Below are 24,469 nucleotides of genomic sequence, written 5' to 3'. Positions count from 1 at the left end.
TCATCAATCAATAGATTAAACACATGTCAAAAATCACAGTCGTTATCGTCGGTATGGGATTTGGAAAAGAATTTATCCCTATTTATCAGAAACATCCCAACATCAAAGCAGTAGGCATTTGCACCCGTAATCAAAATACCCTTGATGAACTCAAGACCAAGTTCAACCTGGATGAGGACTTGGTCTTTACCGATTTCGAGGAGGTCGTTAAGCGAGCAGATGTCGATGCCATCCATATCGTCACACCCGTACCCGAACACGCACGCATGACCTTGGCATCATTGAATGCAAATAAGCATACGGCCTGTACCATCCCGATGGCCATGACGGTGGAAGATTGCAAAGCGATTGTCGACGCCAAGCGCAGGGCAGGGAAGGTGTACATGATGATGGAGACCGCCCTGTATACCCGCGAATTCCTGTACGGGCTCAAGCTCGCCGAAACCGGACAGCTGGGTAAGATCCAGTTTGTGCGCGGATCGCACATCCAGGACATGAGCATGGAAGGCTGGGCCGACTATTGGAAGGGTTATCCGCCCATGTTGAATGGCACACACGCCATATCGCCTTTGTTGCGCATCAACAATACCATCGCCGAATCGGTGGTTTGCCACGGATCGGGTCGGTTATCCGATGATCTGGCCAGCCGCTATAATGCCCCCTATGCGGTGGAGACCGCTACATTCAAGCTCCGCGGCACCGATGTGGTTGCCGAAGCCACCCGTTCGCTGTTTGACGTGGTGCGGCAATACCGCGAAAGCTATGATGTATACGGCACCAAGATGTCCTTCGAATGGGAGCAATTGCAGGATGAGGAACACGTGGTGTTCGATGGCGGTGAAAATGCTAAACGCATTGACGTGCCCGATACCGATGAGCTGCTGATTCCCGAAATAGCGGATTTCACCAAGCGCGAAAAGATCGACGACCCCAACCACGTGTCCTTCCTACAGGGAGCCGGTCATGGCGGGTCGCACCCCCACTTGGTACAGGAGTTTGTCGCTGCGATTGTAGAAGGCCGGAATTCCGCGGTGGATGCCGCGTTGGCGGCCAATTACACCTGCGCGGGGATCTGCGCACATGAGTCGGCCATGAAAGGCGGTATCCGGGTCGATGTGCCGAGTTTCGAACAATAAATGAGTTGGTGATGAAGATAGGAATAAGCACGTTTGTTTGGGTTTCGCCGTTTGCTACCGCGGCCTTCGATATCTTGCGTAAGGCCAAAGACATTGGCTACGACGTTATTGAAATCGCCGTAGAAGACCGAAGTCTGATCGATTGGGCTGCGCTGAAAAAAACGTGCCGCGACCTGGACTTAGCCGTCACCGTTAGCGGTGCTTTCGGGATGGATCGGGATATTGCACACGAACAGCCCGAAATCAGGGCAAACGGGCTTTCCTATATCGTTGACTGCCTGGAAATCGCCAACGAACTGGAAAGCCCGGTCTTCGGCGGTCCGCTTTATTCAGCCGTGGGCAAAACCCGACTGGTGTCTGCCGATCAGAAAAAGCAGGAGCGGCAGTGGTGTCTGGACAATCTTCACCAGGCCGCTCAGCGAGCGGAGGCTTTGGGGGTCACCTTGGCGCTGGAGCCGCTAAATCGATTTGAAACGGATATGATCAACACCGTCGATCAAGCCATTTCCCTGGTAGATGAGGTCAGCAGCCCATACTTGAAGATCTTGTTAGATACCTTCCATAGCAACATCGAAGAGAAGGATATCCCTGCCAGTATCATAAAGCTAGGCGATCGGCTGGTTCATGTCCAAGCCAATGAGAATGATCGCGGCACACCGGGCACAGGCCATCTCGATTGGGCAGGCATCCGTGCAGCGCTCGATACGATCGATTACCAGGGGAGTCTGGTCATCGAAACATTCGGGGCGCCATCCAAAGAACTGGCGAGAGCCGCCAGTATCTGGCGGCCATTGGCTGGCAGTGCGGATGAGCTCGCCACAGAAGGCTTTGCTTTTTTAAATAAAACGTTTTGCAAATGAAGAAGTTGGTTTTCAAGGCCGATTTTGCATGAGCTTGAACGTCGAAGGGGGACACTGAAATCAAGGATACTAGATGAATAACTAATTATAAAACAGGATTATATATGAAAAGGAGAAAATTTATTCAGACAGTGAATGCGGGGATTGCAACCAGCCTGCTATCCAAAACCGCCATTGCCGGCATCCTTACAGATGCGGGGGGTGGAGGGCGCCTACAAGAAGAACTGGCCTACCATACCATCAAATCGGTGACATTCGGCGATGTCAGGCTGCAATACCCTCGCTTCGTCGGCAAAAATGCACGGCTGGATGTGCATGGGTTCGGGCCGCGGATAGAGATCTGCACCATCACCACCGATAAGGGTGCCCAGGGCTGGGCTTCCTTGCGGGGCGGCCGGGGAGAGGCGCAACGCCTCGTTCCCGAGTTGGTCGGAAAGAAACTGGCAGACGTATTCGCCGTCGCCGTCGGCATCAAAGACGATCGGTACCTTCCGTTCGACATTGCCCTGCATGACCTCGCGGGCGTAGTCTTAAACAAGCCCGTATATGCCCTGTTGGGTCGCGAGACCCCACATACGGCGCCGTATTACAGCGGTATGATCTATTTCGACGACCTGGAGCCCGCCCACGCACCCGGCGGCATTGATAAGGTGCTGGCGAACTGCCGCTATGATTACGAATACGGTTACCGCCAATTCAAACTGAAAATAGGAAGAGGGCACCGTTGGATGGCGCAAAAAGAAGGGCTCGCCCGCGACATCGAAGTGACCAAGCAGGTGGCAAAGGCATTTCCGGACTGCGATATACTCGTGGATGGCAACAACGGCTTCACCGTAAGCGAATTTACCAGCTACCTCGACGGGATCGGCGGTATCCCCCTTTTCTGGATCGAGGAACCCTTTCATGAAACGGTTGAAGATTACCGGAAGCTGCGGGACTGGATGGCAAAGACCAACGTCAAGAGCCTGATCGCTGATGGCGAGGCAGACCCCGATCCCGCCTTGTTAGACGAACTCATGCGAGAGCAACTGATGGACGTACACATCAGCGATATCGAAGGCCTGGGCTTTACGAATTGGCGCAAGCTCATGCCGCAGTTAGTACAGTACAAGGTACAAGCATCGCCGCACGCCTGGGGCTCGCTGCTGAAGTCGTACTACACCGCCCATTTAACCGGCGGGCTGGGCAACACCGTGACGATAGAAGGCGTTACCAGCACTTCTGACGATGTAGATCTCAGTGGATACACCGTGGTAGATGGAAAACTGATTCCACCCGCCACACCGGGTTTCGGTTTGAAACTATTGCGATAGCATATCGCTAATACCCTTGGCAGCCGATCCAACCAAGTTGACGCTACCAAGGTCGATTAATGCCATTATAAACGTTTAAAACAAAACAAATTATGAACAAAGCATTACTAGTATCATTGCTATGGTGTGTTGGACTATCCATAGCGATGGCCCAGACGCGCCCGATCAGCGGGACGGTCAGGGATGCGGCGGGGCAAACACCCATCGGCGGCGCCACGATCAGGGCATTGGGCAGCCAGCAGACCACTTCGAGTTCGCCGGACGGCACGTTTTCCATTGAGGTGGCATCAGCGGGCGATTCCTTGATGGTGTCGTTTATCGGTTACGACCAAGCCACCGTGGCGGTGAGCGCCACGAGCAACAATGTGGTGGTCGATCTTACCACCTCAGCGGAATCATTGGAAGAAGTGGTGGTCACGGGGTTTGGTATGGAGCAGAAGAAAGAGACGTTAACAGGAGCTATTTCTACCGTTACCGCAGATGACATCAACCGATCCTTGGCTTCGACTACCTCGGGAGCCTTGGTCGGGAAGATTCCGGGGCTGAACTTCCGGCAGACCGACGGCCGGCCGGGGTCATCCACCAATATCCAGATCCGTAACATGGGTAGCCCCCTATACGTCATCGACGGTGTACAGAAGGATGCCGGTCAGTTTAATAATCTGGACTTCAATGACATTGAATCCGTTACCATTCTGAAGGACGCATCTGCGGCTATTTACGGTGTACGGGCGGCAAATGGTGTCGTAGTTGTCACGACCAAACGGGGTAAACGCAATACCAAGAATATCATCAGTTTGACATCAAACTACGGTTTTCAAAACTTATCTGCGTTTCCAAAGCCTGCGGATGCGGTGACCTACGTGGAGAGCTATATCCAATCCGAAACCGTGCAAGGGGTCGACTACACCTACGATGCAGATGACTTGGCGAAATGGCGGCAAGGCACGGAGAAGGGCTATGTACCTTTTGATTGGTACGATTACATTTGGGAGACCTCTCCCCAGGTTTACGTCAACGCCAACGTATCCGGCGGATCCGACAAGATCAACTACTATTTCAGTTTGGGTCACCTCAACCAGAATGACGTCATTGTGAACTATGGGGGGTTCAAACGGACGAACGTGCAGATGAACATCACCGCTCAGATTTCTGATCGCTTCCGAGTGGGGGCAAATTACAATGCCCGGCATGAATATCGGCGAAATCCTGGTGTACCCGGGGGAGACGACTTGTGGTTGCCGCGCTTCGGCACATACCGTAATCTGCCGACAAAACGTCCGTTTGCAAACGACAACCCCGATTATCCTGCGCTGACTTCCACAGACCCCGGCACCAACTTTGGGTGGTTGAACTACGAGCTATCCGGCGAACGGACGGAGACCTGGCGGGTTAGCCAGCTTAACTTTGACGCGGAGTATGACATTATCGACGGATTGAAAGCCAAGGCATTGGTAGGTTATTATTTTGCCAACCAGCGGATGGATAATCATGAGTTCACGTATAAGCTGTACAGATACGATGAAGCCACGGATACGTACGAAGTTGATTTCGAAAACAACAACCCTTGGCGTGAGCGCCGTATGGGCCACGTGGAAGAAATGACTTCGAATGTGCAATTGAATTATAACAAGTCATTCGGATCACATAATCTCGCAGTGATTGGCGGTGTAGAGAGTATTCTTCGTAAAACGCCTACTACGTGGGTACACTCTATTCCAACAGCCAACTCATTGACGCTAATTGACTATGAGACCATGGATACCTATGATGATGAGGGAGAAAATCCACAGGCACGGCTGGGATACATCGGTAAAGTCAACTACGATTATGATGGAAAATACCTTCTTGAATTACTGGGCCGCTACGATGGCTCCTGGAAATTTCCCACCGACGACCGTTGGGGATTTTTCCCTGCGGCATCCGCGGGATGGCGGATTTCTCAGGAATCGTTTTGGCAAGATAGCAAGATAGGTCAAGTGGTCAACGATTTGAAGATCAGAGGATCGTTCGGTTTGGTTGGGGACGACAATACGGCCGGGTATAATCCTTTTGACTACATGAGTGGCTACAACTATAAAAGATACAGAAATGCCGCCGGTGATTGGGTGAACGTCGCGTCATCGGTAATTGATGGCGCATATGTAGTAGGCACGCAGCCTCGTGGGCTTCCGGTTACCACGCTATCTTGGTTACGTGCTGAGATGGCCAATATCGGCATCGATGCCGCGTTCCTCCGCAACCGGCTGACGACAACGATTGAGCTCTTCCAACGTAAACGTACAGGCCTTCCAGCGGCACGATATGATGTGTTATTGCCTACGGAAGTTGGCTTTGGGCTACCCAATGAGAACCTGAATTCCGATATGCATCGTGGTTACGAAGCGGTGGTGCGTTGGGGTGACCGTGCGGGCGAATTCAATTATTCACTGGCAGGTAACGTCACGTTTTCCCGTTTTTATGATTGGGATCGTTACAAGCCACGCTTTAGCAATTCCTGGGATGTATACCGAGGCTCGATTGTGCAGCGGTATGGTTACCTGAACTGGGGGTTGCAGTCTGATGGGCAATTCCAAAGTTGGGAAGAGATCGCCAGTTGGCCGATCGACAACGACCGCGAGGGTAACCGCACACTGCGCCCAGGAGATGTCAAGTATAAGGACCTCAACGGCGACGGGGTAATCAATGGACTGGATGAGCGTCCGATCGGGTATCGCCAGGATGCTACACCCGCCCTGAACTTCGGACTAAATTTTGCCTTTGCGTACAAAGGGTTTGATTTGGCGCTGGACTTCTCCGGCGGTGGCATGTACACCTTCTACAAGGAGAATGAAATGCGCACGCCCTTCCAAAACGGGGGTAACATTCCGCAGTACTATGCGGATGATGCTTGGCAGCTTTCTGATATCTGGGATGCCAACAGTGAGTTGATTCCGGGTAAATACCCCATGCTCTTGATCGGTAACGGCGCACACAGCAACTACTGGAATAGCGATTTCTGGAAGCAGAAGATCCGGTATATCAAACTTCGCAATGTGGACTTTGGCTATTCATTGCCTTCTCGGATACTGGAACCGCTTTCGATTACGGGTGTCCGGGTATATTTTTCGGGCCAAAACCTGCTTACACTCACCAACCTGATTGGCATTGACCCGGAAACGCAGGACACCAACGGATTGGGTTATCCGACGATGCGGATTTTCAATTTTGGTTTGAATGTGCAGTTCTAGTACTTTGCGATTTAGTTAATGTAAAAAAAAGAATTATGAAAAAGTCAAGCATATCAATATTCAAGGTGTTGGTGTTGGCGGGCGGGATTACCTGCATCAGCAGCTGTTCGGACTTCCTTGAACGCCAGCCCGACACGATCATGACCGATGACCAAATTTTCGGTGACGAGGTAATGATCCGTTCGGTATTGGCCAACTATTACGGTCGGGTGAGCTGGGGGCAACATATCGGCGACGACTACCAGTACACGATACTGGATGAGGCCGGAAAGTCTGATGGTGGACCGGATAATATCCAGAATTATGGAAACGAATTGTGGCGGGTTTACGATTATACGCTAATACGTGATGTTAACCAATTTTTACAAGGCCTGCGTGAGACCACCGCACTTGGTGATGAAGAAAAACAGGTATACGAAGCGGAAGCCAGGTTCCTCCGTGCCTGGACCTATTTCAATATGGCCAGGGGACTGGGCGGAATGCCGATTGTAGGTGATGAGGTATTTGAATACGAAAGTGGTATGGATATCACTACCCTGCAATACCCGCGTTCTACGGAAGCCGGTATATATGACTACATCATCGCCGAGTGCGAAGCGATTTCAACCCTGGCATCTGACGAAACGAACGCCCATTCCGCCCGTGCTAACAAGTGGGCGGCCTTAATGCTGAAAGCGCGGGCAGCGATTTATGCGGGGTCATTAGCGAATTACAACAACAAGATGCCAAATCCCATTCGTACTGCCGGTGGGGAAGTAGGGATTCCAGCTGATCGTGCTGCGGGATATTACGAACAAGCCCTGGCCGCAGCACAGGACGTGATCGCCAACAGTCCGTATGGGTTGCAGTTAAACAAGCCGGACGATCTGGAGCGTAATTTCTACGAAACATTAAGCATAAAAGAGAACAACACCGAGGTCATTTGGGCACAGGACCGTATCTATCCCGGTACCAATCAACAGACGGCTTTTACAACGAGAAACATTCCCGGTTCGCACGCGGAGGATATCGACCGCGCGTATGGAGGTCCGATTCTTAATTTGGTGGAGGATTTCGAATACACGGACGATCGGAATGGAGATATTCATATTCGAGATAATCAGGGTAACTATATCTTCTACGACAATCCACTAGATGCCTTCGCGAATAAGGATGCGCGGTTAGGCGGCACCGTGATCCTACCAAATGCGTTGTTCAAAGGAACACCGGTGGAGCTGCAAGCAGGCCAGAAAGTATGGAACAACGGCGCTTGGCAAACCATTCTCGGTCAGCCTGGCGAGCGGGATACCGGGGGGCGTCTGGTGACCGCTGCAAATGGACCAACCCGCACCAATGACCAATATATTAATAAAACAGGCTTTTTCTTCCGTAAGTTTCTGGATGAAGCCGCGGGGGCCTCTACCCGTGGCCGTAACAGCGAGATGTGGTTTCCCCGGTTCCGGTTTGCCGAGGCGGTGCTGATCGCTGCGGAGGCGGCCATGGAGTTAGGTCAACAGCCGGTGGCCGTTGGCTACATCAACCAGGTCCGTGAGCGCGCAGGTATCCAGCCCCTAAGTTCAGTGACGTTGGACGATATCATTCAGGAGCGGCGCGTAGAGTTTGCCTTTGAAAACCACCGGTATTGGGATTTGAAGCGGTGGCGCAAGGCACATCTGGTGTGGAACGGTGTAGCTAATAGTCCAACGGCTCAGCAATACGCCTTGTTTCCTTATCTGGTAGTTGCTCCGGGGACACCGAACGATGGTAAGTACGTGTTCGATAGGCTTGTATTCAGTAACTCGTTGCACCCTCGCTTATTTGAACTGCGGAATTACTATAATTTCATCGACTTAGCTTGGCAGAATGCAAACCCCAAGATTGTATTGAATCCGTTTCAATAAACGTTATGATTACGACCATGAGAAGATATTTAAATTTGTTATTGCTTCCCGCGATAGTTGCGGTTGGCAGTTGTGGACTTGACAACTACGATGCGCCCGAATCCAAGTTATACGGTAGGGTGGTATACAATGGCGAACCCGTAGGGGTGAAAGGCACGCAGGAAGCGGTGCAGCTACAGCTCTACCAGGATGGATACGAATTGCGGAATCCGATCCAGGTTTTTGTCAAGCAGGACGGCACGTTCGAGGCCACGCTATTCGACGGCGAGTACAAACTGGTGACCCGGGATAACAATGGCCCCTGGGTGAATAATCGGGACACCACGATCGTCAACGTTAACGGTACAGCGAATGTCGATGTAGAAGTCACACCGTTTTATACCCTTTCAAACGTGTCGTTGTCCTTGAATGGCAATAACATGGATGCATCCTTCCAAATCAATCAATTGGTTGACGATGCTTCCATTGATTATGCGATGATATTGGTAAGCAAGACGGCATTTGTGGACGATGTGGTATACATCGTCAGGCAGGACCTGAACGAAGCCGAAGCCGGGTCTGCGATAACCCAATCGCTGGACCTGTCTGGCAACAGTGATTTCAACGCCGGATCGGAGTTATTTGCTCGGGTAGGCGTGCGGCCCGTAGGCAAAGACCAAGCGATTTATTCGCAGGTGGTGAAGTTGCGGTAAATAAGTTGGTGCCTTGAGCAAGTAACCGCTATCGTCTTTTGGATGGTAGCGGTTATTTTATTTTATACGATGTTGTACAAAAGGATTAATAATCGTCAGTTTCTTTTCGATTAGTTGATTGTCCTGCAAATCCTCAGAATATAATTTTTGGCATCCTGCATTTAGTGCAGCACTGAGGATGAGGCTGTCGTAAAAAGAAAACCCATAGCGTTCGGCTATTTTGGTTGCCCCTTCGATGGTTTCTTGCGTGTTTATGATAAGTGTATTGTTATTGCAGCATTCACGCACCACAGCTGCCGCCACTTTATAGGTTAGCTTCAATTTTTTGGTAGCGATATTGCAAAGTTCAGTAAGCACCTGGGTGCTGATGTAGGAATTCGTTTCCGCGATCAGTTTGCGTGCAATGATTTGTTTTTCCGGTTCAGTAGATGAATAGGAATAGATAATAATATTGGTGTCAAGAAAAACCTTATCGCTCATTGGCTTCGTCCCTGTCAAACCAGAGGCCCCGGGTGTCAATAGTCAAGGCTTGGAACGAGGCCTTTTTGGGAGTTGAAGTCCCTCCAATTGCCTTTTTATTCTCTTTCCGCAGCCGAATCACTTTCAATTTTTCCAAGTCTTTCAAGAGGTTGAAAGCGTGGTCATTCAAGATATCTAATGTCACCGTTTTCATGATAATACAAAGATAGTAATAATTTCCTATCTTCGTTTCGATTATCAATTTCTCAAGTTGCATGCACAAAATAGAGGTGAGTATAAAAGCTTTCTGGCTGTCGATGGCTTTTTTGATAGTCGGATTAACGGGTACTGCATTAGGACAAGATGCCAATACATCCTCCACCTACCAAACCAAGGAAAACATCAATTACCGGCCCGACAGTACGGACGCCTACATCCGCGAACGCTGTGTGCTGGATGTATATTACCCGAACAACAGCAAGGATTTCCCTACAGTGGTGTGGTTCCACGGTGGAGGCATCACGGGCGGGGAGAAATTCATACCTGCGGAACTGCAAAAGCAGGGCATCGCCGTGGTGGGAGTCAACTACCGGCTGAGTCCGAAAGTCAAAAACCCGGCATATATAGACGACGCCGCGGCTGCGATTGCCTGGGTATTCAAACACATCAGTGAGTACGGGGGCGATCCCAGCAAAATCTACATCGCCGGGCATTCGGCAGGCGGGTACCTGATCGCCATGGTCGGGTTGGATAAATCGTGGTTGCAGCGATATGATGTGGATGCCGACCAGGTAGCGGGCATCATCGATTTCAGCGGGCATGCGATCACGCACATGACCATTCGCGCTGAGCGGGGCATTAAAGATACGCAACCCATCGTGGATGAGTATGCACCGCTGTATCATGTCCGCGCTGACGCGCCTATGCTGGTGCTCGTGTCGGGCGATCGCGAACAGGAAATGCTGGGCAGGTATGAAGAAACGGCCTATTTCTACCGGATGATGAAGGTAGCCGGCCACAAAAAGACCTACCTCTACGAGCTGGATGGTTTTGATCACGGGGCGATGGCCGCGCCGGGCTTCCATATTTTACTTCATCATGTCAAGGCATCGGAATAATCAAGTACCGCGTATGAAACGGAGTTTATTACTAACCTTGGTCTTCATTCAACTGTCCTTGGCAGCTGCCATCGCGCAGGAGTTGAAACATAGCAATCCCCTTAGTGTCGCTTTTGGCGACCCTTATGTCATCTATGATGAGGCCACTGAACGGTACTATATGTACGGCACCGGCGGCGGAGCCAAGAACGGTTTTGCGGCATATTCCGCTACCGATCTGGCGAACTGGAAGAACGAAGGCCAGGTTTATCGTGCCAGCAACGAAAATGGCTGGAGTGATTCCACGGCCGCATGGGGTGGAGCATACTGGGCACCTGAAGTGTATGCGCATAACGGTAAGTTTTTTATGTTCTACAGCGCGCAATGGAAAGACAATCCGGGTAAGGAATTGGAAAATTTTCGCATTGGCGTAGCGGTGTCCGACAAGCCTACGGGTCCATTCCGTGATTTGCACGATGGTCCGCTCTTCGATCCTGGATATCCCATTATCGATGCGAATGTCTATTTTGCAGAAGATGGCCGTGTGTACCTCTACTATTCCCGCTGCTGCTACAAGCACGCCGTGGAGAGTGAGGTGGCTAATTGGGCGCGGCAGAAGGGGTGGTTTGACGAAATCGAGGAAAGCTGGGTGTATGGGGTGGAGCTAAAGCCGGATTTTTCGGGAACCATCGGTGAACCGGTCTTGCTGTTGCGTCCGCCCGTCACGATGGACGACGCCCAGGCGGAGTGGGAAAGCCGATCGGTCACCAGCCAGGAGGTCAATCGACGCTGGACGGAAGGTTCGTTTACCTTCAAGCACGGCGACACGTATTACATGATGTATTCGGCGAATCATTTCGCTGGGGAGAACTATGCCGTGGGTTATGCCACTGCCAAGGATCCCCTTGGGCCATACACCAAGGCGGCAAACAATCCGGTGCTGGAGAAAAATACAGCAAACGGAGGAGAGGTGACGGGCACCGGCCACAACAGCGTGGTGTTCCTGCCGGATGGCCGCATGCTGTGCGTATACCATGGGCGCACCAAAAAGACAGGCGATGATCGGATGGTTTTCATCGACGAGATGAGCATCGATACCGGCGGTGTGCTGAAAGTGCATGACCCGACTACCCGATAGTGGATTAGATATCGACCCAAATTATACCTTTACATTCCCTAATATATTCTATTAGCTGAATAAAAGTGCTAAGAATAATCAAAAAATCACGCACTAAAGGATAATCCATTCAATTTTCCCATAAAATAGACCTTATTGTTGTTACGATTTAAGTAATTTGCTGATTTATTGAAAAATTTTATTAAAAAAAGCAGAAATATTATTGTTTTTTTAATAATAGTATTATTTTCGTGACATCGAATCGCTTCCTGCCTGAGAGCATGTAGGACATGAACACACAACATCGTTTGGCGTTTACCGCCCAGTAAAGCTAAAACGTTTTGACGGCCTACTTGAATCTTGATAGCAGCGGAAATTCTGGTATTAACAAATCAAATGTAACATGATGAAAAGAACCTTATGCTTTTTCATGCTGTGGTTGCTGATCGTGCCGTTGGTATCGGCGCAGCTACGGCCGATTAAGGGTCGGGTGGTCGATGGAACCACTAACGCACCCATTGCTGGAGCCACCATTCGTCTGGAAGGCGGGCAACAGACTACATCCAGTGGAGATGATGGCAGTTTCACGCTGGAAATACCAGCAACGGGGGCGACGCTCTTGGTGACTTCTGTGGGCTACGGCAATGCGAGCCAAACAGTAGGGGCGGATGACAACGATGTCGTAGTGCAGTTGTCGGCCAGCGCGGATGAGCTGCAGGAAGTAGTGGTGACGGCCCTCGGTATCGAGCGCAAATCCAAGAGCCTCACGTACTCCACCCAAGTGGTGAAGGGTGATGAGATCACGCGGGTGAAAGATGCCAACCCGATGAATAACCTGACGGGCAAGGTGTCGGGTCTGCAGATCAACCGGAGCTCCTCGGGTATTGGCGGATCGGTCAATATCATTCTCCGCGGATTTAAGTCCAACCGCAACAACCAACCGTTATACGTAATAGACGGTTTGCCCATCACCAACACGGCGGGTAGTGGCTCCGAAGGCCCGTTTGGTGGGGGTACCGATAGAGGGGATATCCTCAGTACCCTGAATGCTGACGATATCGCCAGCATCAACGTGTTGAAAGGGGCTTCTGCCTCGGCGCTATATGGCAGCCAGGGCGCCAACGGAGCCATCATGATCACCACCAAGAAAGGCGCTGCCGGGCGCACACGCATCGACATATCCAGCGGCGTGACGATGGACCAAGCCTTTTATTTGCCGGAATTGCAATACAGTTACGGGCAGTCAACGCCCGATAGTGAGGAAAGCTGGGGAGCGCCGGGGACATTTTCTGACCCGGTGGACGGGTTTCTCAATACCGGTACGACCTTTATCAATTCAGTGAGTTTCAGCGGCGGTACTGAACGGATACAGAATTACTTCTCCTATGGCAATACCACTAATAAGGGCATCTTGCCTACCAATACGTTCGGCCAGCATACGGCTACTTTCCGCAACTCTACCAACTTCTTTGACAATAGGCTTTCTTTTGATGGGAGCCTGATGTACTCCCGCCAGCAGATACACAACCGCCCCGCATCGGGCTTGTACTTCGGTCCGCTTAGCGGGTTGTATATGTTCCCCCGTGGTCAGGATTTTGATCAGTATAACGCATTTGAATATTATTCGGAAGCGCGTAACCTGAACCTGCAGAATTGGTGGAACATCAACGCGGATGCCGGCCTGACCGGAACGCATCACCAGCAAAATCCCTATTGGATTTTGCACCGGAACCCCACCGATCAGGATCGCGACAATGTGATCGGACAGGCGCAATTGCGCTTGAGCCTGACGGACTGGCTGACGGTAAGTGCGCGGGGTACCCTCAATAAACGCTGGGATCATTGGGAGCGCCGGACCTACGCCGGTACCCAAGGGGTACTATCTGGTGAGGTTATCGATGGGGTGCTCGCCGATAATGGGCGGTTTCAGTTAGACAACAATGAAAGCACGGCACTTTATGGCGATGTGCTGTTTTCCGGCAATAAGCAATTTGCGGATCAATGGGATTTGAATTTTACGGCGGGCGCTTCCATCAATGATGTCCGCGAAAGCGGATGGAACCTTGACCAGCGAAAACTGGCCATCGCGAATATCTTTTTGCTGAGCAATATCTACCGCAATGCGCCCATGAATGTGCTGAATGAAACGGCAACAACTCGCCAGATCCAGTCGCTGTTCGCGTCAGCCAATCTCGGTTATCAGGAAAAGGTGTACCTTGACGTAACGGCAAGAAACGACTGGGCTTCCACATTGGCCAATACGCCGCAGGAAGAACAGGGTTATTTCTACTGGTCGGCAGGACTCACCACCATCCTGTCGGAGTTGATGGATCTCCCTTCTTTTATTACGTACAGTAAGCTTCGGTTTTCGTTGGCCGAGGTGGGCAACGACGTGGCTGTATATGCCACCATGCCTACCAATACGCTGAGTACGGGGACGCTCACTTCCAATGTCTCTGGCTCTTACATGGGGCTGCCACTGAAACCGGAAATAAGCCGCAGCTACGAATTGGGCTATGAAGGCCGTTTTTGGGACGACCGGGTGAACCTCGATGTGGCACTCTATAAAACGAACACCAAAGACCAGTATTTCTCCTACCAAGGTCCGGTAGGCGTGGTGTTTACCACCGTATTCCTGAATGCCGGAAATGTGGAGAATAAGGGGATCGAAGCGGCCCTCGGTGTGGATGTGGCCAAATCGGATAAATTTACCTGGAATACGGGCGTCAACTTTACCCTCAATCGCAACAAAATACTCGAATTGGCCCCTAATCTGGGCGATCGTTATGCCATCGGCGGGAATTTCAATGTGCTGCGCCTCGGAGGGTCTTTTGGGGATTTTTGGGCCAAGACCTTCCTCCGGGATGAAAACGGCGTCATTGTGGTCGATGATGAAGGGCGCCCGCAGGGCGGACCGGATGGATATATCGGCAACAACAATCCCAAATCCCTTATCGGGTGGAACAACACGTTTAGTTATGGCGATTTTGGCCTAAGCATGACGATCGACGGGCGCTTCGGCGGGCAGGTGATCAGCATTACACAGGGTTACCTGAATTCCTTCGGAACAAGCCTGGAGAGTGCCCAGGCACGTGATAACGATGGCGTGGATGTCCCTGCGGTGAAGGCAGACGGAACGCCATGGTCCGGGTTGCTGCCGGCACAGGCCTACTACGGTGCCATTGGCAACCGCGATGGTATCATCGAGGGGCAAATTTACGATGCCACGAATATCCGCCTGCGCGAAGTGTCGCTCAGTTATAAGCTGCCGATCCGATGGTCGGGTATTCAACAGGCGAGCATCAGTCTCACCGGCCGGAACCTGTTTTTCTTCAGGAATGATGCACCCTACGATCCCGAATTGAATACGACGACAGGGGTAGGCGGACAGGGCTATGATATTTTCGGCCTTCCAACCACCCGCAGCTATGGTTTGAATCTAAAGGTATCCTTTTAATTGCTAAGCATCATGACATCTCATATCAACATCAAAAAATCCGGACGGTTACTGTTGCTGCTTCCGGTCTTGCTGACAGCGTTGGGCTGCACAAAAAACTTTATGGATTTAAATACCAGTCCGGTCGGGGTAACCGATGAAGAGGCCAATGGCGACTATGCACTGATCGCGTCGTTCTTGTCTCAGGCGCAGCGCGATATCATACCCGAAGACGTGGGCGAATACCAGCTGGCCAACAACCTATGCAGCGATGTGTATAGCGGCTATTTCGGTGCCCAAGCGCCATTCGTGGGCAACGCAAACAACCTGACTTACAGCTTGGTCGAAGGCTGGTATCAGGCGATCTGGTCAGATCGATACATCAAGGCGATGAATCCGCTGCACCGGGTGATCGAGCTAACGCGTCAAAATGAACAGTTGCAAGACATCTTCGCCTTTTCATTGGTGCTGAAGGTGGCTGCCATGCACCGTACCAGCGATAAGGTTGGACCGCTGATCTACAGCCGCTATAATCAGCCCGACGAAAGTGGGGCTATCGCTTACGATCCGATGCCCGAACTGTACAATAATTTTTTCATGGACCTCGATACGGCATGTAATATCCTCAGTAGTAAACAAGGAGAACCGACGTCATCGGCCATGAGCAAGTCTGACCTGGCCTATACCGGTGATAATTATGCGCGGTGGTTGAAATTTGCCAATACGCTGCGCCTGCGCATGGCCCTCCGCTTGGCTTTTGTCGCGCCGGAAGTCGCGCAGCTGCAAGGCGAAAAAGCACTTGACCCTGCCAGTGGCGGATTGCTCGAAGAGGTGGCCGACAATTGCCTGATCCGGCTTAATGCCGACCACCCGCTTAACATCATCACCAGCTCGTGGAGCGATACGCGGATGGGTGCACCTGTGGAATCCGTCCTTGGTGGATATCACGACCCCCGATTGGGCAAATGGTTCCTCCCGGCGGTGGATCCCGCGGTAAACGGCCAGTACAAGGGTATCCGGTCGGGCGTCAATATCGATGCGAAGAGCCGTTATGACAACTATTCCAGGTTGGTGCCCCAGCCGCAGCGTATGCAGCTGATGGTGGCGCCCGAAAGCTGGTTCCTGAGGGCCGAAGCCGCTCTGCGCGGATGGGCTAATGCCGGTGATGCGAAAGCCAACTATGAAAAAGGTATTGATAAGTCATTCGAGATGTATGGCATCAGCGCCCAAGCGGCAGCCTATAAGGCTGACGCGGCTAGCAAGCCCATGCCGTATGTAGATCCTAAAGCCCTGAATCCCGGTGAAAATAATGTGGCTGCAGGATCCCCCTACCTCAGTACGATTACGATCAAATGGGATGACGCCGCTGCTAATGATCAGAAACTCGAACGCATCATCACGCAGAAATGGATCGCTATCTTCCCGGATGGGGATGAAGCATGGGCCGAATACCGCAGGACGGGTTATCCAATACTATTCCCGGTGGTGGTCAATTACAGTGGCGGCGTGATACCCACCATTCCCGGTGTACGAAGAATGCCTTATCCGCAGCGTGAATATAACAGTAATAGTACGGCGGTCGCCGCTGCCGTGGAGATGCTTGGGGGACCTGATAACGGGGGCACTCGCTTGTGGTGGGATGTTGAAGACAAGGCCTTTTAAGGAAATATAGCGATCGCCATTTGCAATTCCCGCTGGAAGTATGTAGTTTAACCGCATTTATGGATCAGAAGGCTCAATTTATCGAGAAGTTTAGATGTTCAAGAGAAAACGTTGAGGTAACATGAACGTCATATCTTTGGCATTAATTTGGCATCAGTGAACACGTTTTTATTTCAATAACTATAAATTTCAGTAATGAGCAAACCCACTTTATTGATTCTCGCGGCGGGGATGGCCAGCCGATACGGAAGTATGAAACAGATTGATCCCTTCGGACCAAATGGAGAAACCATTATCGATTATTCCATCTATGATGCGATCCGCGCCGGATTTGGCAAGGTGAGCTTCATCATCCGGGAAGAGTTCGCAGACAAGTTCAAAACGATTTTTGAGCCCAAGTTGGCTGGCAAGATCGAGACGGACTATGTGTACCAAAGTTATGACCTCAGTCCCTTTGGTATCGACAAACAGATTGAACGCTCGAAACCCTGGGGTACAGCTCATGCGGTGCTGTCGGCTCGTCATCAGGTAAATGAGCCGTTTTGCGTGATCAACGCGGATGACTTCTACGGGGCCGAAGCCTTCGAGAAAATGGCCGAATTCCTGAATGAAGAGGTGACAGACGATCAGTTTTCACTGATGGGTTACCAGATAGACAAGACGCTCTCCGAACACGGATCGGTATCCCGGGGTGTATGCAAGGTAGACGAAAACGGCAACATGACCGAAATCAACGAACGGCTGAAGGTGTATTTCAAGGAGGTAGATGGCGAGAAGCGCATTTTCTTCGAGGAAGATGGCGTAGAAACGGAGCTGCCAAGCAGCAGCCGCGTGTCGATGAACTTTTGGGGGTTCACGCCTGCTATTTTCAAGATCAGCGAAGAACTGTTCAAGGCGTTCGTACCCGCCAATGAAGCTAATCCGAAATCGGAATTCCTGATCCCTAAGGTCGCTGATGAGCTGATCAAGGCAGGCAAGGCCACGTTTAAGGTCATCCCGACGTCGCAGAAATGGTTTGGGGTCACTTATCCGGATGACAAACCCATCGTGCAGGATAACATCGCCCGGTTGGTCAATGACGGGGTGTATCCGGAGAAATTGTTTTAAAGGCATTGCCGCTAAATTAAAAAACCTCGTGGAATGAATCCACGAGGTTTTTTATTGCTGCACGGTGTCAACTATTTCTTATCGTTGTCTTTCACTTCCTCATACTCCACGTCGGTCACATCGTCTCCGGTGTTGGCCGATTGACCGGCATCACCTCCAGCCTGTCCAGCCGCTTCTTGAGATGCTTTGTACATGTCTTCGGAAGCCACGTTCCAAGCGTTTTGCAGTTCGGCTTGTGCCGCATCGATGGCCGCGAAATCCTTAGCCGCATAGGCGTCTTTCAATTTCTTCAAGCTGTCTTCGATCGGGGCCTTTTTGTCGCCGCCGATTTTGTCGCCGTATTCCTTCAGCTGCTTTTCGGTAGAGAAGATCAATGCATCTGCCGCATTCAGCTTGTCTATTTCTTCCTTCGCCTTTTTGTCGGTTTCAGCGTTGGCTTCTGCCTCTTGCTTCATCTTTTTGATCTCGTCATCGGTGAGGCCGGAGGAGGCTTCGATGCGTATCTTTTGCTCTTTACCGGTAGCCTTGTCTTTTGCCGATACGTGCAGGATGCCGTTGGCGTCGATGTCGAACGTTACTTCGATTTGCGGCACACCACGCGGTGCGGGCGGAAGGCCATCCAGGTGGAAACGTCCGATTGTGCGGTTTTGCGCAGCCATCGGCCGCTCACCTTGCAGGATGTGGATTTCTACCGAAGGCTGATTGTCCGAAGCGGTAGAGAACACCTCCGATTTCTTGGTCGGGATGGTCGTATTCGATTCGATCAGCTTGGTCATCACGCCGCCCATGGTTTCGATACCCAATGAAAGCGGGGTCACGTCCAGGAGCAATACATCTTTCACTTCGCCGGTTAATACACCACCTTGTATAGCGGCGCCCAAGGCAACCACCTCATCTGGGTTTACGCCCTTCGAAGGCTCCTTGCCGAAGAATTTCTTGACCGCCTCTTGGATCGCCGGGATACGGGTAGAACCGCCCACCAGGATGATTTCATCGATATCCGATGCGGAGTATCCCGCATTCTTCAAGGCCGATTTGCAAGGCTCGATGGTGCGCTTGATCAGGCTGTCGGCCAGTTGCTCGAATTTAGCACGGCTCAGTGTGCGTACCAAGTGTTTCGGACCGGTTTGGTCTGCCGTGATATACGGCAAGTTGATTTCAGTAGAAGACGAGCTCGAGAGCTCGATCTTGGCTTTTTCAGCAGCTTCTTTCAGCCGTTGCAATGCCATCGGATCCTTGCCCAGGTCGAAACCGTTGTTGTCGTTCTTAAACTCGTCATTCAACCAGTCGATAATAACCTGGTCAAAGTCGTCACCGCCCAGGTGCGTATCGCCGTCTGTCGATTTCACTTCGAATACGCCATCTCCCAGCTCCAATACCGACACGTCGTGCGTACCGCCACCGCAGTCAAACACGGCGATCTTCATGTCCCTGTTGGCTTTGTCCAATCCGTAAGCCAGCGCCGCGGCAGTCGGTTCGTTGATGATGCGCTTTACATTCAACCCTGCAATTTCACCAGCTTCCTTGGTGGCTTGACGCTGAGCGTCATTGAAGTAAGCGGGCACCGTAATAACGGCCTCCGATACCTCATGACCGAGGAAATCTTCAGCAGTCTTTTTCATCTTCTGCAAGATCATCGCAGAGATTTCCTGCGGCGTGTATTTCCGGTCGTCTATTTCTACGCGTGGGGTGTTGTTGTCGCCCTTTACTACCGTATAGGGTACACGTTCAACCTCTTTCCGGGCTTCGTCATAGGTGGTACCCATAAACCGCTTGATGGAGTATACGGTCTTCTGGGGGTTTGTGATGGCTTGGCGCTTAGCAGGGTCACCCACCTTGCGTTCACCATTCTCCACAAAAGCCACAATTGAGGGAGTGGTCCGTTTCCCTTCATTGTTTGTAATGACTACCGGCTCATTACCCTCCATCACAGCTACGCAAGAGTTGGTAGTTCCTAAGTCAATTCCAATAATTTTTGCCATATCGTTTATTCCTTATGCTACGTTGATGATAAATCGTTTGCTCTCATGAATGTACAAGCCTTGTGCCAATCGCTTTTGGGATGCCAATTATCCTGCGATAGCGGGAAATACGTCATTTACCCGTGACGGCACTATGACAATGTGTCATTTGTTGCTGACCTCCAGACTCGGGTTACCTTTTCCCATGTTCCTGCCTAGTCCTACCCAGCGCCTATCCGAATGCCCTTTTTACCCTATACTTTCCCGGTAGTTATCCGTTAAAACGCCGTCTTTTGGTGTTTTTACCGAAGTATGGTAGGATATCACAGGGATATGGCAGGAAGGAGGTATAACAAAACAAATTGCTTATTTTTACCTCATGAACATCGAACAACTGCGAGACTATTGCCTTGGTAAACCCGGCGTGACCGAAAGCTGCCCCTTCGGACCGGATGCCTTAGTGTTCAAGGTGGCTGGCAAGATGTTCCTGCTTACCGGCCTGGACAGCCAACCCTTGTCATTCAGCGCCAAATGTGATCCCGAATATGCATTGGAGCTCCGTGAGCGGCATCCCCATAGTGTGAAAGGCGCTTACCACATGAACAAACGCCACTGGAATGAGGTGGTATGCAATGGAGAACTGGATGACCCCGCGTTGCTTAGTTTGATAGACCATAGCTATGACCTGGTGGTGGCGGGGTTGCCGAAGAAAGATAGAGGGCTTCTCCATGGAGATGGATAAAGCAATAGCGCGTAACCGGCTGCTCTTGACGCCAGCCGAAAGGATACTGCGATGGGCTTATCTGGCCCTTCTTTTCTCAGCGTCCTTGACTTTTCTTTACCTGTTGGTATATACCGATTGGTATGAAAAGAAAGCTATCTCAGGAGATGTGATGCCGGAGATAGCCATCTATATACTCGCTCTTTTCATGCTGATATTGGGTGTTTATGCCATCGTTAAGTGGAAAAAGCTTGCCGAATGGACGGTAATACCATCCAGTATTGATGAGATGAAGAAAAAAGCGTTGCTTGATAAACTAGCACTATCTTATAATTGGAGACTTGAGCAAGACAGCACCGAGAATTGCTATCGGTATTTCTTCGGTAAGCGTTTTTTCGGCAGTTCCCACCGCATTACGGTTTTGGTGGCAGCTGATTTTTTTTATATCAATGTACTGGATTATTATAATCCTTTGGCGGCCATTGATTTCGGTACCAACAAACGATTGAAAAACAAAATCAAAGCAGAGATCGAAGGCGAACTGACCAAGATGTCCGTATCTGATGGCTTAACACTCTCAAAATAACGCAACCGTTTGCGTTTGTAAAATAGTTGTTAATACAAAGTTATTCTTTTAACATTGCTTCCAATACAACCTAACAGGTTGTCTAACCATTCATTATAAACGATATTCAATTGGTGAGGCGGTAACACAACGATCATGAACCAACGTACGGACTTGGTAAAGGAACTATTTGAACGCTATTATGTGCGGCTGTGCGAGTTTGCCTATCGCATCGTGGCATGCCGTGAATCCGCCAGGGATCTGGTACAGGACGCATTCGTGGTTTTGATGGAAAACCGGGAACGCATCGGACTGGAAGCAAACAGCATCAAAAGCTACCTTTACAGCACCGTGAAGCATGCGGCCCTCAATCGGGTCAGGCACCGGCATATCGCAGACCGTATCCACGGCCAGCACTTGCGGGAAGAAGCAGAAGAGGAAAAAATCACCCACGCCATGATTCATGCCGAAATCCTCGGCGAATTGTATGCTGCACTCGAAACCCTGCCCCAGGGTTGCGCCCAAGTATGCCGGATGGCTTATTTCGAAGGCAAGAAGAATCAGGAAATCGCCGATCTACTGGAAGTCAGCATCAATACCATCAAAACCCAGAAGCAACGGGCTGTTTTTCTGCTCAAAAGCAAACTTTCCCCCCAGTCATTCCTGCTGCTTGTAGCGTTGCTGATGCAATAAAAATTTCATTTTCTTTCACCCATTTTTGATGTTCATGTTCCTTAGTCATGAAGGCGGCACAATTTGCTATTTCAAGCCGTTTTTGATTTAGTAGGTAAAAATATGAATAAAACTATCATCCTACTTTCAGCAGTCGCTTTGTTGACCTACGAATCGCTGAAATCCAAAATGAGCAATCAGGATAAAAGGTTAACCCAATTGCTCACTGAAGCGTATGAAGAACTGATGGTTGATCGTGATAGTAAGCATCATTAAGGATGTAAGCGACATTTAAAAATATTTAATCTCGGGGCGATAATCCAGCCCATGTTTCAGATAAAAAAATTAGTAAATGTGTCTGGCTTTTTGTATTTGCCATACATCTACGCTATGGAAAGTAACAGACCAAACAGCAAACCGCCGAAACAGGATGACCGCCTATGGAAAGCCGTGCTGGAACACGTATTCCGTTATTTCCTGAGATTCTTCTTCCCGAATGCATCGGAAATATTCGATTTCAGCAAAGATTTTGTCTATTTGGATAAGGAACTGGACGAACTCTTCCCCGAGCACCGCAATAGTAGTAATAGGGGCGTGCGCTACGTCGATAAACTGGTGAAGGTATTCCTGAAAGATGGTGGCGAGCAATTTGTGCTCACGCATGTGGAAGTTCAGTCGCAGAAAGGGAAAGGGGAAAGATTCGAATCAATTCGCTATCTTTGAAGAAGAAACAGCAGAACTAGAAGGAAGGAGCACCGAAGCTATGGGAACAAAGGAGTATTTACTGGAAAGGGCTGAACGTCAAGGCATTGAAAAAGGCATTGAAAAAGGCATTGAAAAAGGCATTGAAAAAGGTGCCGAAGTTAAAAGCTATGAATTTGTTAAAAACCTAATTCAGAATACGGAGTTTGATGATGCCAAGATTGCGTCGTTAGCCGTAGTGCGGGAGCCCTTCGTCAAGAAAGTCCGCGCTGATTTAGCCAATAAGAAGAAATAGCGAAGTCGAGGCTGTCGCGTATTGATATTGAGCCATCCCCTATCGGATGGCTTTTTTCGTACACCTTTATCTGACTTATAATACGCTATTAAATCCTCGGTGAGCTCAACGCTGCTCTTGAAACCTTGCCACAGGGTTGGGCCCGGGTATGCCGGATGGCTTATGCAATAAAAATTTCATTTTCTTTCACCCATTTTTGATGTTCATGTTCCTTAGCTTATAAACACGGCTATTTGGCATGGAGCAAGAACATTTTGAAGTAGCAAGACTCATCTCAGGGTATATACAAGGTACGCTCAGCGAAGCCGATTTGGCCAAGCTGGAACAAATGGCTGTAACACATGAAGATATCCGCCAGTTGCTGGTGGAATACAGCGATGAAAGAGCGATCACCGAACGGTTAGCCGAGCTGGATAAGATTGACAAGGAGTCCGACTGGGAAAACGTACTCCGTAAGCTGGCCAAGAGGAAAAAAGGGTATGCCAAATGGATTGGGATGGCTGCTGCCGTATTGCTGCTAGCCATTACCACATGGTGGTTATTGCCGCCTGATCGGGCGGAAACGAACACCGTACCCGACAACCGCTATGGCCATGCCAACGACGTGCTCCCGGGCGGCAACAAGGCCATCCTGACATTGGCCGACGGCGAAGACCTGGTACTGGGAGATGACCTGGCAATGCGGCTGGCGGATGCACAGTCGGTGCTGGATATTCAGGGCGACCGGGTGTCCTACCGCTCCCAAGGGGATGTCGATGCCTCAGCAGCACCACAATATCACCAAATCACTGTGCCGGTAGGAGGCACATACCAGGTGGAGCTTTCCGACGGGACCCGGGTATGGCTCAATGCTAACTCCCACATGGTCTATCCTGCAGTTTTCGGTGCCTCGGAAAGAACGGTGAAGGTAGATGGAGAGGTGTATTTCGAAGTGGCGAAGGATAGCAGGCGACCGTTTATCGTTACCGTGGGCGATATGCAGGTGCAGGCCCTGGGTACTGCCTTTAATATCAATACCCACAACCAGTCTGGACAGACAAAGACCATCCTCACCGAAGGCAAAATACGCGTAAGTAATGGCAGGCAGGAGCAGGTAATCACGCCCGGCCAAGCGGTATTGGGCAATGGAGAAAAACTACGGGTAGAGCCGGCAGATATCGAGGAAGCGTTGGCCTGGAAAGATGGGTATTTTTATTTCGATCGGAAGACCATGCCCGAAATCTTGGATGAACTGGCGAGGTGGTACGGGGTGGAAGTGAAGGCGGCTGAATTGGGGAATAAACGGTACCACGGGGGAATCAAACGGAGCGCAACACTGGGAACGGTATGTGCCACGTTGAGCGATTTGAGCGGTAAGCGCTTTTCGATAACCGGGAAGACGCTCACGGTAAATTAACGGTCTCGCAAGAAAACAGGAGGTTTATGAGAACATAACAACACAACAACCGAAAAATGAGCCAAAAAAATCCGGAAGTAGTGACGTACTTCCGGATGAAACGATCAGGCCTTGTATAATCATGTATCAATAATTTAACTAACCCTAATCAATTCAAAGTTATGGATA

At 50.5% G+C, this 24,469-nt stretch carries 20 protein-coding genes; 17 read left to right on the top strand and 3 right to left on the bottom strand.

Annotated elements, in window-relative coordinates; genetic code table 11:
• The first annotated feature begins 23 nt into the window (after nt 1–23).
• The 6 genes from ACMGDE_RS00985 to ACMGDE_RS00960 all read left to right on the top strand — a co-directional run bounded on the left by ACMGDE_RS00985 (nt 24) and on the right by ACMGDE_RS00960 (nt 9,111).
• The gene (locus ACMGDE_RS00985; RefSeq protein ID WP_436830878.1) at nt 24–1,136 is read left to right on the top strand and encodes a Gfo/Idh/MocA family protein; all 1,113 of its coding nucleotides are present in this window, start codon (nt 24–26) and stop codon (nt 1,134–1,136) included.
• An 11-nt stretch (nt 1,137–1,147) separates the two neighbouring features.
• Entirely contained in the window at nt 1,148–1,996 is an 849-nt protein-coding gene (locus ACMGDE_RS00980; protein ID WP_436830877.1) for a sugar phosphate isomerase/epimerase family protein, read from the top strand.
• Between the two features lie 104 nt (nt 1,997–2,100).
• Nucleotides 2,101–3,309: an enolase C-terminal domain-like protein gene (locus ACMGDE_RS00975; protein WP_436830876.1), complete on the top strand. Its 1,209-nt coding sequence runs from the start codon at nt 2,101–2,103 to the stop codon at nt 3,307–3,309.
• A gap of 92 nt (nt 3,310–3,401) precedes the next feature.
• A complete protein-coding gene (locus ACMGDE_RS00970; RefSeq protein ID WP_436830875.1) occupies nt 3,402–6,539 on the top strand; it encodes a SusC/RagA family TonB-linked outer membrane protein in 3,138 nt (1,045 codons plus the stop codon).
• Between the two features lie 35 nt (nt 6,540–6,574).
• Nucleotides 6,575–8,419, top strand: a complete 1,845-nt coding sequence (locus ACMGDE_RS00965; protein WP_436830874.1) for a RagB/SusD family nutrient uptake outer membrane protein — start codon at nt 6,575–6,577, stop codon at nt 8,417–8,419.
• 17 nt (nt 8,420–8,436) lie between these two features.
• The gene (locus tag ACMGDE_RS00960) at nt 8,437–9,111 is read left to right on the top strand and encodes a DUF3823 domain-containing protein (RefSeq protein ID WP_436830873.1); all 675 of its coding nucleotides are present in this window, start codon (nt 8,437–8,439) and stop codon (nt 9,109–9,111) included.
• A gap of 57 nt (nt 9,112–9,168) precedes the next feature.
• On the opposite strand, the gene ACMGDE_RS00955 is transcribed toward ACMGDE_RS00960, so the two are convergent.
• Nucleotides 9,169–9,591 (bottom strand): PIN domain-containing protein, encoded by a 423-nt coding sequence (locus ACMGDE_RS00955; RefSeq protein WP_436830872.1) that lies wholly within the window; start codon nt 9,589–9,591, stop codon nt 9,169–9,171.
• Complete coding sequence (locus ACMGDE_RS00950; protein WP_436830871.1) at nt 9,581–9,784, bottom strand: hypothetical protein; 204 nt, start codon at nt 9,782–9,784, stop codon at nt 9,581–9,583. Before ACMGDE_RS00950 ends, ACMGDE_RS00955 begins: the two co-directional genes overlap by 11 nt.
• Nucleotides 9,785–9,845: 61 nt before the next feature.
• Here ACMGDE_RS00950 and ACMGDE_RS00945 point away from each other — a divergent pair, with 61 nt between their 5' ends.
• From ACMGDE_RS00945 to ACMGDE_RS00925, 5 genes are all read left to right on the top strand, one after another.
• Complete coding sequence (locus ACMGDE_RS00945) at nt 9,846–10,688, top strand: alpha/beta hydrolase (protein ID WP_436830870.1); 843 nt, start codon at nt 9,846–9,848, stop codon at nt 10,686–10,688.
• Nucleotides 10,689–10,701: 13 nt separating this feature from the next.
• Nucleotides 10,702–11,805, top strand: coding sequence for a glycoside hydrolase family 43 protein (locus ACMGDE_RS00940; RefSeq protein WP_436830869.1), 1,104 nt, complete (start codon nt 10,702–10,704; stop codon nt 11,803–11,805).
• Between the two features lie 385 nt (nt 11,806–12,190).
• Entirely contained in the window at nt 12,191–15,241 is a 3,051-nt protein-coding gene (locus ACMGDE_RS00935) for a SusC/RagA family TonB-linked outer membrane protein (protein ID WP_436830868.1), read from the top strand.
• 12 nt (nt 15,242–15,253) lie between these two features.
• Nucleotides 15,254–16,882 (top strand): SusD/RagB family nutrient-binding outer membrane lipoprotein, encoded by a 1,629-nt coding sequence (locus ACMGDE_RS00930; RefSeq protein WP_436830867.1) that lies wholly within the window; start codon nt 15,254–15,256, stop codon nt 16,880–16,882.
• Between the two features lie 195 nt (nt 16,883–17,077).
• Nucleotides 17,078–17,989, top strand: coding sequence for a nucleotidyltransferase family protein (locus tag ACMGDE_RS00925; protein ID WP_436830866.1), 912 nt, complete (start codon nt 17,078–17,080; stop codon nt 17,987–17,989).
• A gap of 71 nt (nt 17,990–18,060) precedes the next feature.
• Here ACMGDE_RS00925 and dnaK read toward each other — a convergent pair whose 3' ends face one another.
• Nucleotides 18,061–19,971 (bottom strand): molecular chaperone DnaK, encoded by a 1,911-nt coding sequence (gene dnaK, locus ACMGDE_RS00920; RefSeq protein ID WP_436830865.1) that lies wholly within the window; start codon nt 19,969–19,971, stop codon nt 18,061–18,063.
• 358 nt (nt 19,972–20,329) lie between these two features.
• Between dnaK and ACMGDE_RS00915 the strand changes: the two genes are divergently transcribed.
• The 6 genes from ACMGDE_RS00915 to ACMGDE_RS00890 all read left to right on the top strand — a co-directional run bounded on the left by ACMGDE_RS00915 (nt 20,330) and on the right by ACMGDE_RS00890 (nt 24,301).
• The gene (locus tag ACMGDE_RS00915) at nt 20,330–20,692 is read left to right on the top strand and encodes an MmcQ/YjbR family DNA-binding protein (RefSeq protein ID WP_436830864.1); all 363 of its coding nucleotides are present in this window, start codon (nt 20,330–20,332) and stop codon (nt 20,690–20,692) included.
• A complete protein-coding gene (locus ACMGDE_RS00910) occupies nt 20,679–21,257 on the top strand; it encodes a hypothetical protein (protein ID WP_436830863.1) in 579 nt (192 codons plus the stop codon). The genes ACMGDE_RS00915 and ACMGDE_RS00910 overlap by 14 nt, the downstream gene beginning before the upstream one ends.
• A 135-nt stretch (nt 21,258–21,392) precedes the next feature.
• The gene (locus ACMGDE_RS00905) at nt 21,393–21,929 is read left to right on the top strand and encodes an RNA polymerase sigma-70 factor (protein ID WP_436830862.1); all 537 of its coding nucleotides are present in this window, start codon (nt 21,393–21,395) and stop codon (nt 21,927–21,929) included.
• 369 nt (nt 21,930–22,298) lie between these two features.
• The gene (locus ACMGDE_RS00900; RefSeq protein ID WP_436830861.1) at nt 22,299–22,631 is read left to right on the top strand and encodes an RpnC/YadD family protein; all 333 of its coding nucleotides are present in this window, start codon (nt 22,299–22,301) and stop codon (nt 22,629–22,631) included.
• Entirely contained in the window at nt 22,570–22,905 is a 336-nt protein-coding gene (locus ACMGDE_RS00895; protein WP_436830860.1) for a hypothetical protein, read from the top strand. Before ACMGDE_RS00900 ends, ACMGDE_RS00895 begins: the two co-directional genes overlap by 62 nt.
• Before the next feature lie 238 nt (nt 22,906–23,143).
• Nucleotides 23,144–24,301 (top strand): FecR family protein, encoded by a 1,158-nt coding sequence (locus ACMGDE_RS00890; protein WP_436830859.1) that lies wholly within the window; start codon nt 23,144–23,146, stop codon nt 24,299–24,301.
• The last annotated feature ends 168 nt before the right edge of the window (nt 24,302–24,469 follow it).

The sequence above is a fragment of the Parapedobacter brassicae genome, from assembly GCF_051400755.1.
Classification (GTDB): domain Bacteria; phylum Bacteroidota; class Bacteroidia; order Sphingobacteriales; family Sphingobacteriaceae; genus Parapedobacter.
The sequence above is the reverse complement of the archived record's forward strand: the minus strand, read 5'-3'. Positions and strand labels throughout refer to the sequence as shown.

Excerpts from the sequence above, each read along its gene's own strand:
- ACMGDE_RS00985 (WP_436830878.1), top strand. The coding sequence starts at position 24 with ATGTCAAAAATCACAGTCGTTATCGTCGGTATGGGATTTGGAAAAGAA.
- ACMGDE_RS00980 (WP_436830877.1), top strand. The coding sequence starts at position 1,148 with ATGAAGATAGGAATAAGCACGTTTGTTTGGGTTTCGCCGTTTGCTACC.
- ACMGDE_RS00975 (WP_436830876.1), top strand. The coding sequence starts at position 2,101 with ATGAAAAGGAGAAAATTTATTCAGACAGTGAATGCGGGGATTGCAACC.
- ACMGDE_RS00970 (WP_436830875.1), top strand. The coding sequence starts at position 3,402 with ATGAACAAAGCATTACTAGTATCATTGCTATGGTGTGTTGGACTATCC.
- ACMGDE_RS00965 (WP_436830874.1), top strand. The coding sequence starts at position 6,575 with ATGAAAAAGTCAAGCATATCAATATTCAAGGTGTTGGTGTTGGCGGGC.
- ACMGDE_RS00960 (WP_436830873.1), top strand. The coding sequence starts at position 8,437 with ATGAGAAGATATTTAAATTTGTTATTGCTTCCCGCGATAGTTGCGGTT.
- ACMGDE_RS00955 (WP_436830872.1), bottom strand. The coding sequence starts at position 9,591 with ATGAGCGATAAGGTTTTTCTTGACACCAATATTATTATCTATTCCTAT.
- ACMGDE_RS00950 (WP_436830871.1), bottom strand. The coding sequence starts at position 9,784 with ATGAAAACGGTGACATTAGATATCTTGAATGACCACGCTTTCAACCTC.
- ACMGDE_RS00945 (WP_436830870.1), top strand. The coding sequence starts at position 9,846 with ATGCACAAAATAGAGGTGAGTATAAAAGCTTTCTGGCTGTCGATGGCT.
- ACMGDE_RS00940 (WP_436830869.1), top strand. The coding sequence starts at position 10,702 with ATGAAACGGAGTTTATTACTAACCTTGGTCTTCATTCAACTGTCCTTG.
- ACMGDE_RS00935 (WP_436830868.1), top strand. The coding sequence starts at position 12,191 with ATGAAAAGAACCTTATGCTTTTTCATGCTGTGGTTGCTGATCGTGCCG.
- ACMGDE_RS00930 (WP_436830867.1), top strand. The coding sequence starts at position 15,254 with ATGACATCTCATATCAACATCAAAAAATCCGGACGGTTACTGTTGCTG.
- ACMGDE_RS00925 (WP_436830866.1), top strand. The coding sequence starts at position 17,078 with ATGAGCAAACCCACTTTATTGATTCTCGCGGCGGGGATGGCCAGCCGA.
- dnaK (WP_436830865.1), bottom strand. The coding sequence starts at position 19,971 with ATGGCAAAAATTATTGGAATTGACTTAGGAACTACCAACTCTTGCGTA.
- ACMGDE_RS00915 (WP_436830864.1), top strand. The coding sequence starts at position 20,330 with ATGAACATCGAACAACTGCGAGACTATTGCCTTGGTAAACCCGGCGTG.
- ACMGDE_RS00910 (WP_436830863.1), top strand. The coding sequence starts at position 20,679 with ATGGAGATGGATAAAGCAATAGCGCGTAACCGGCTGCTCTTGACGCCA.
- ACMGDE_RS00905 (WP_436830862.1), top strand. The coding sequence starts at position 21,393 with ATGAACCAACGTACGGACTTGGTAAAGGAACTATTTGAACGCTATTAT.
- ACMGDE_RS00900 (WP_436830861.1), top strand. The coding sequence starts at position 22,299 with ATGGAAAGTAACAGACCAAACAGCAAACCGCCGAAACAGGATGACCGC.
- ACMGDE_RS00895 (WP_436830860.1), top strand. The coding sequence starts at position 22,570 with ATGTGGAAGTTCAGTCGCAGAAAGGGAAAGGGGAAAGATTCGAATCAA.
- ACMGDE_RS00890 (WP_436830859.1), top strand. The coding sequence starts at position 23,144 with ATGGAGCAAGAACATTTTGAAGTAGCAAGACTCATCTCAGGGTATATA.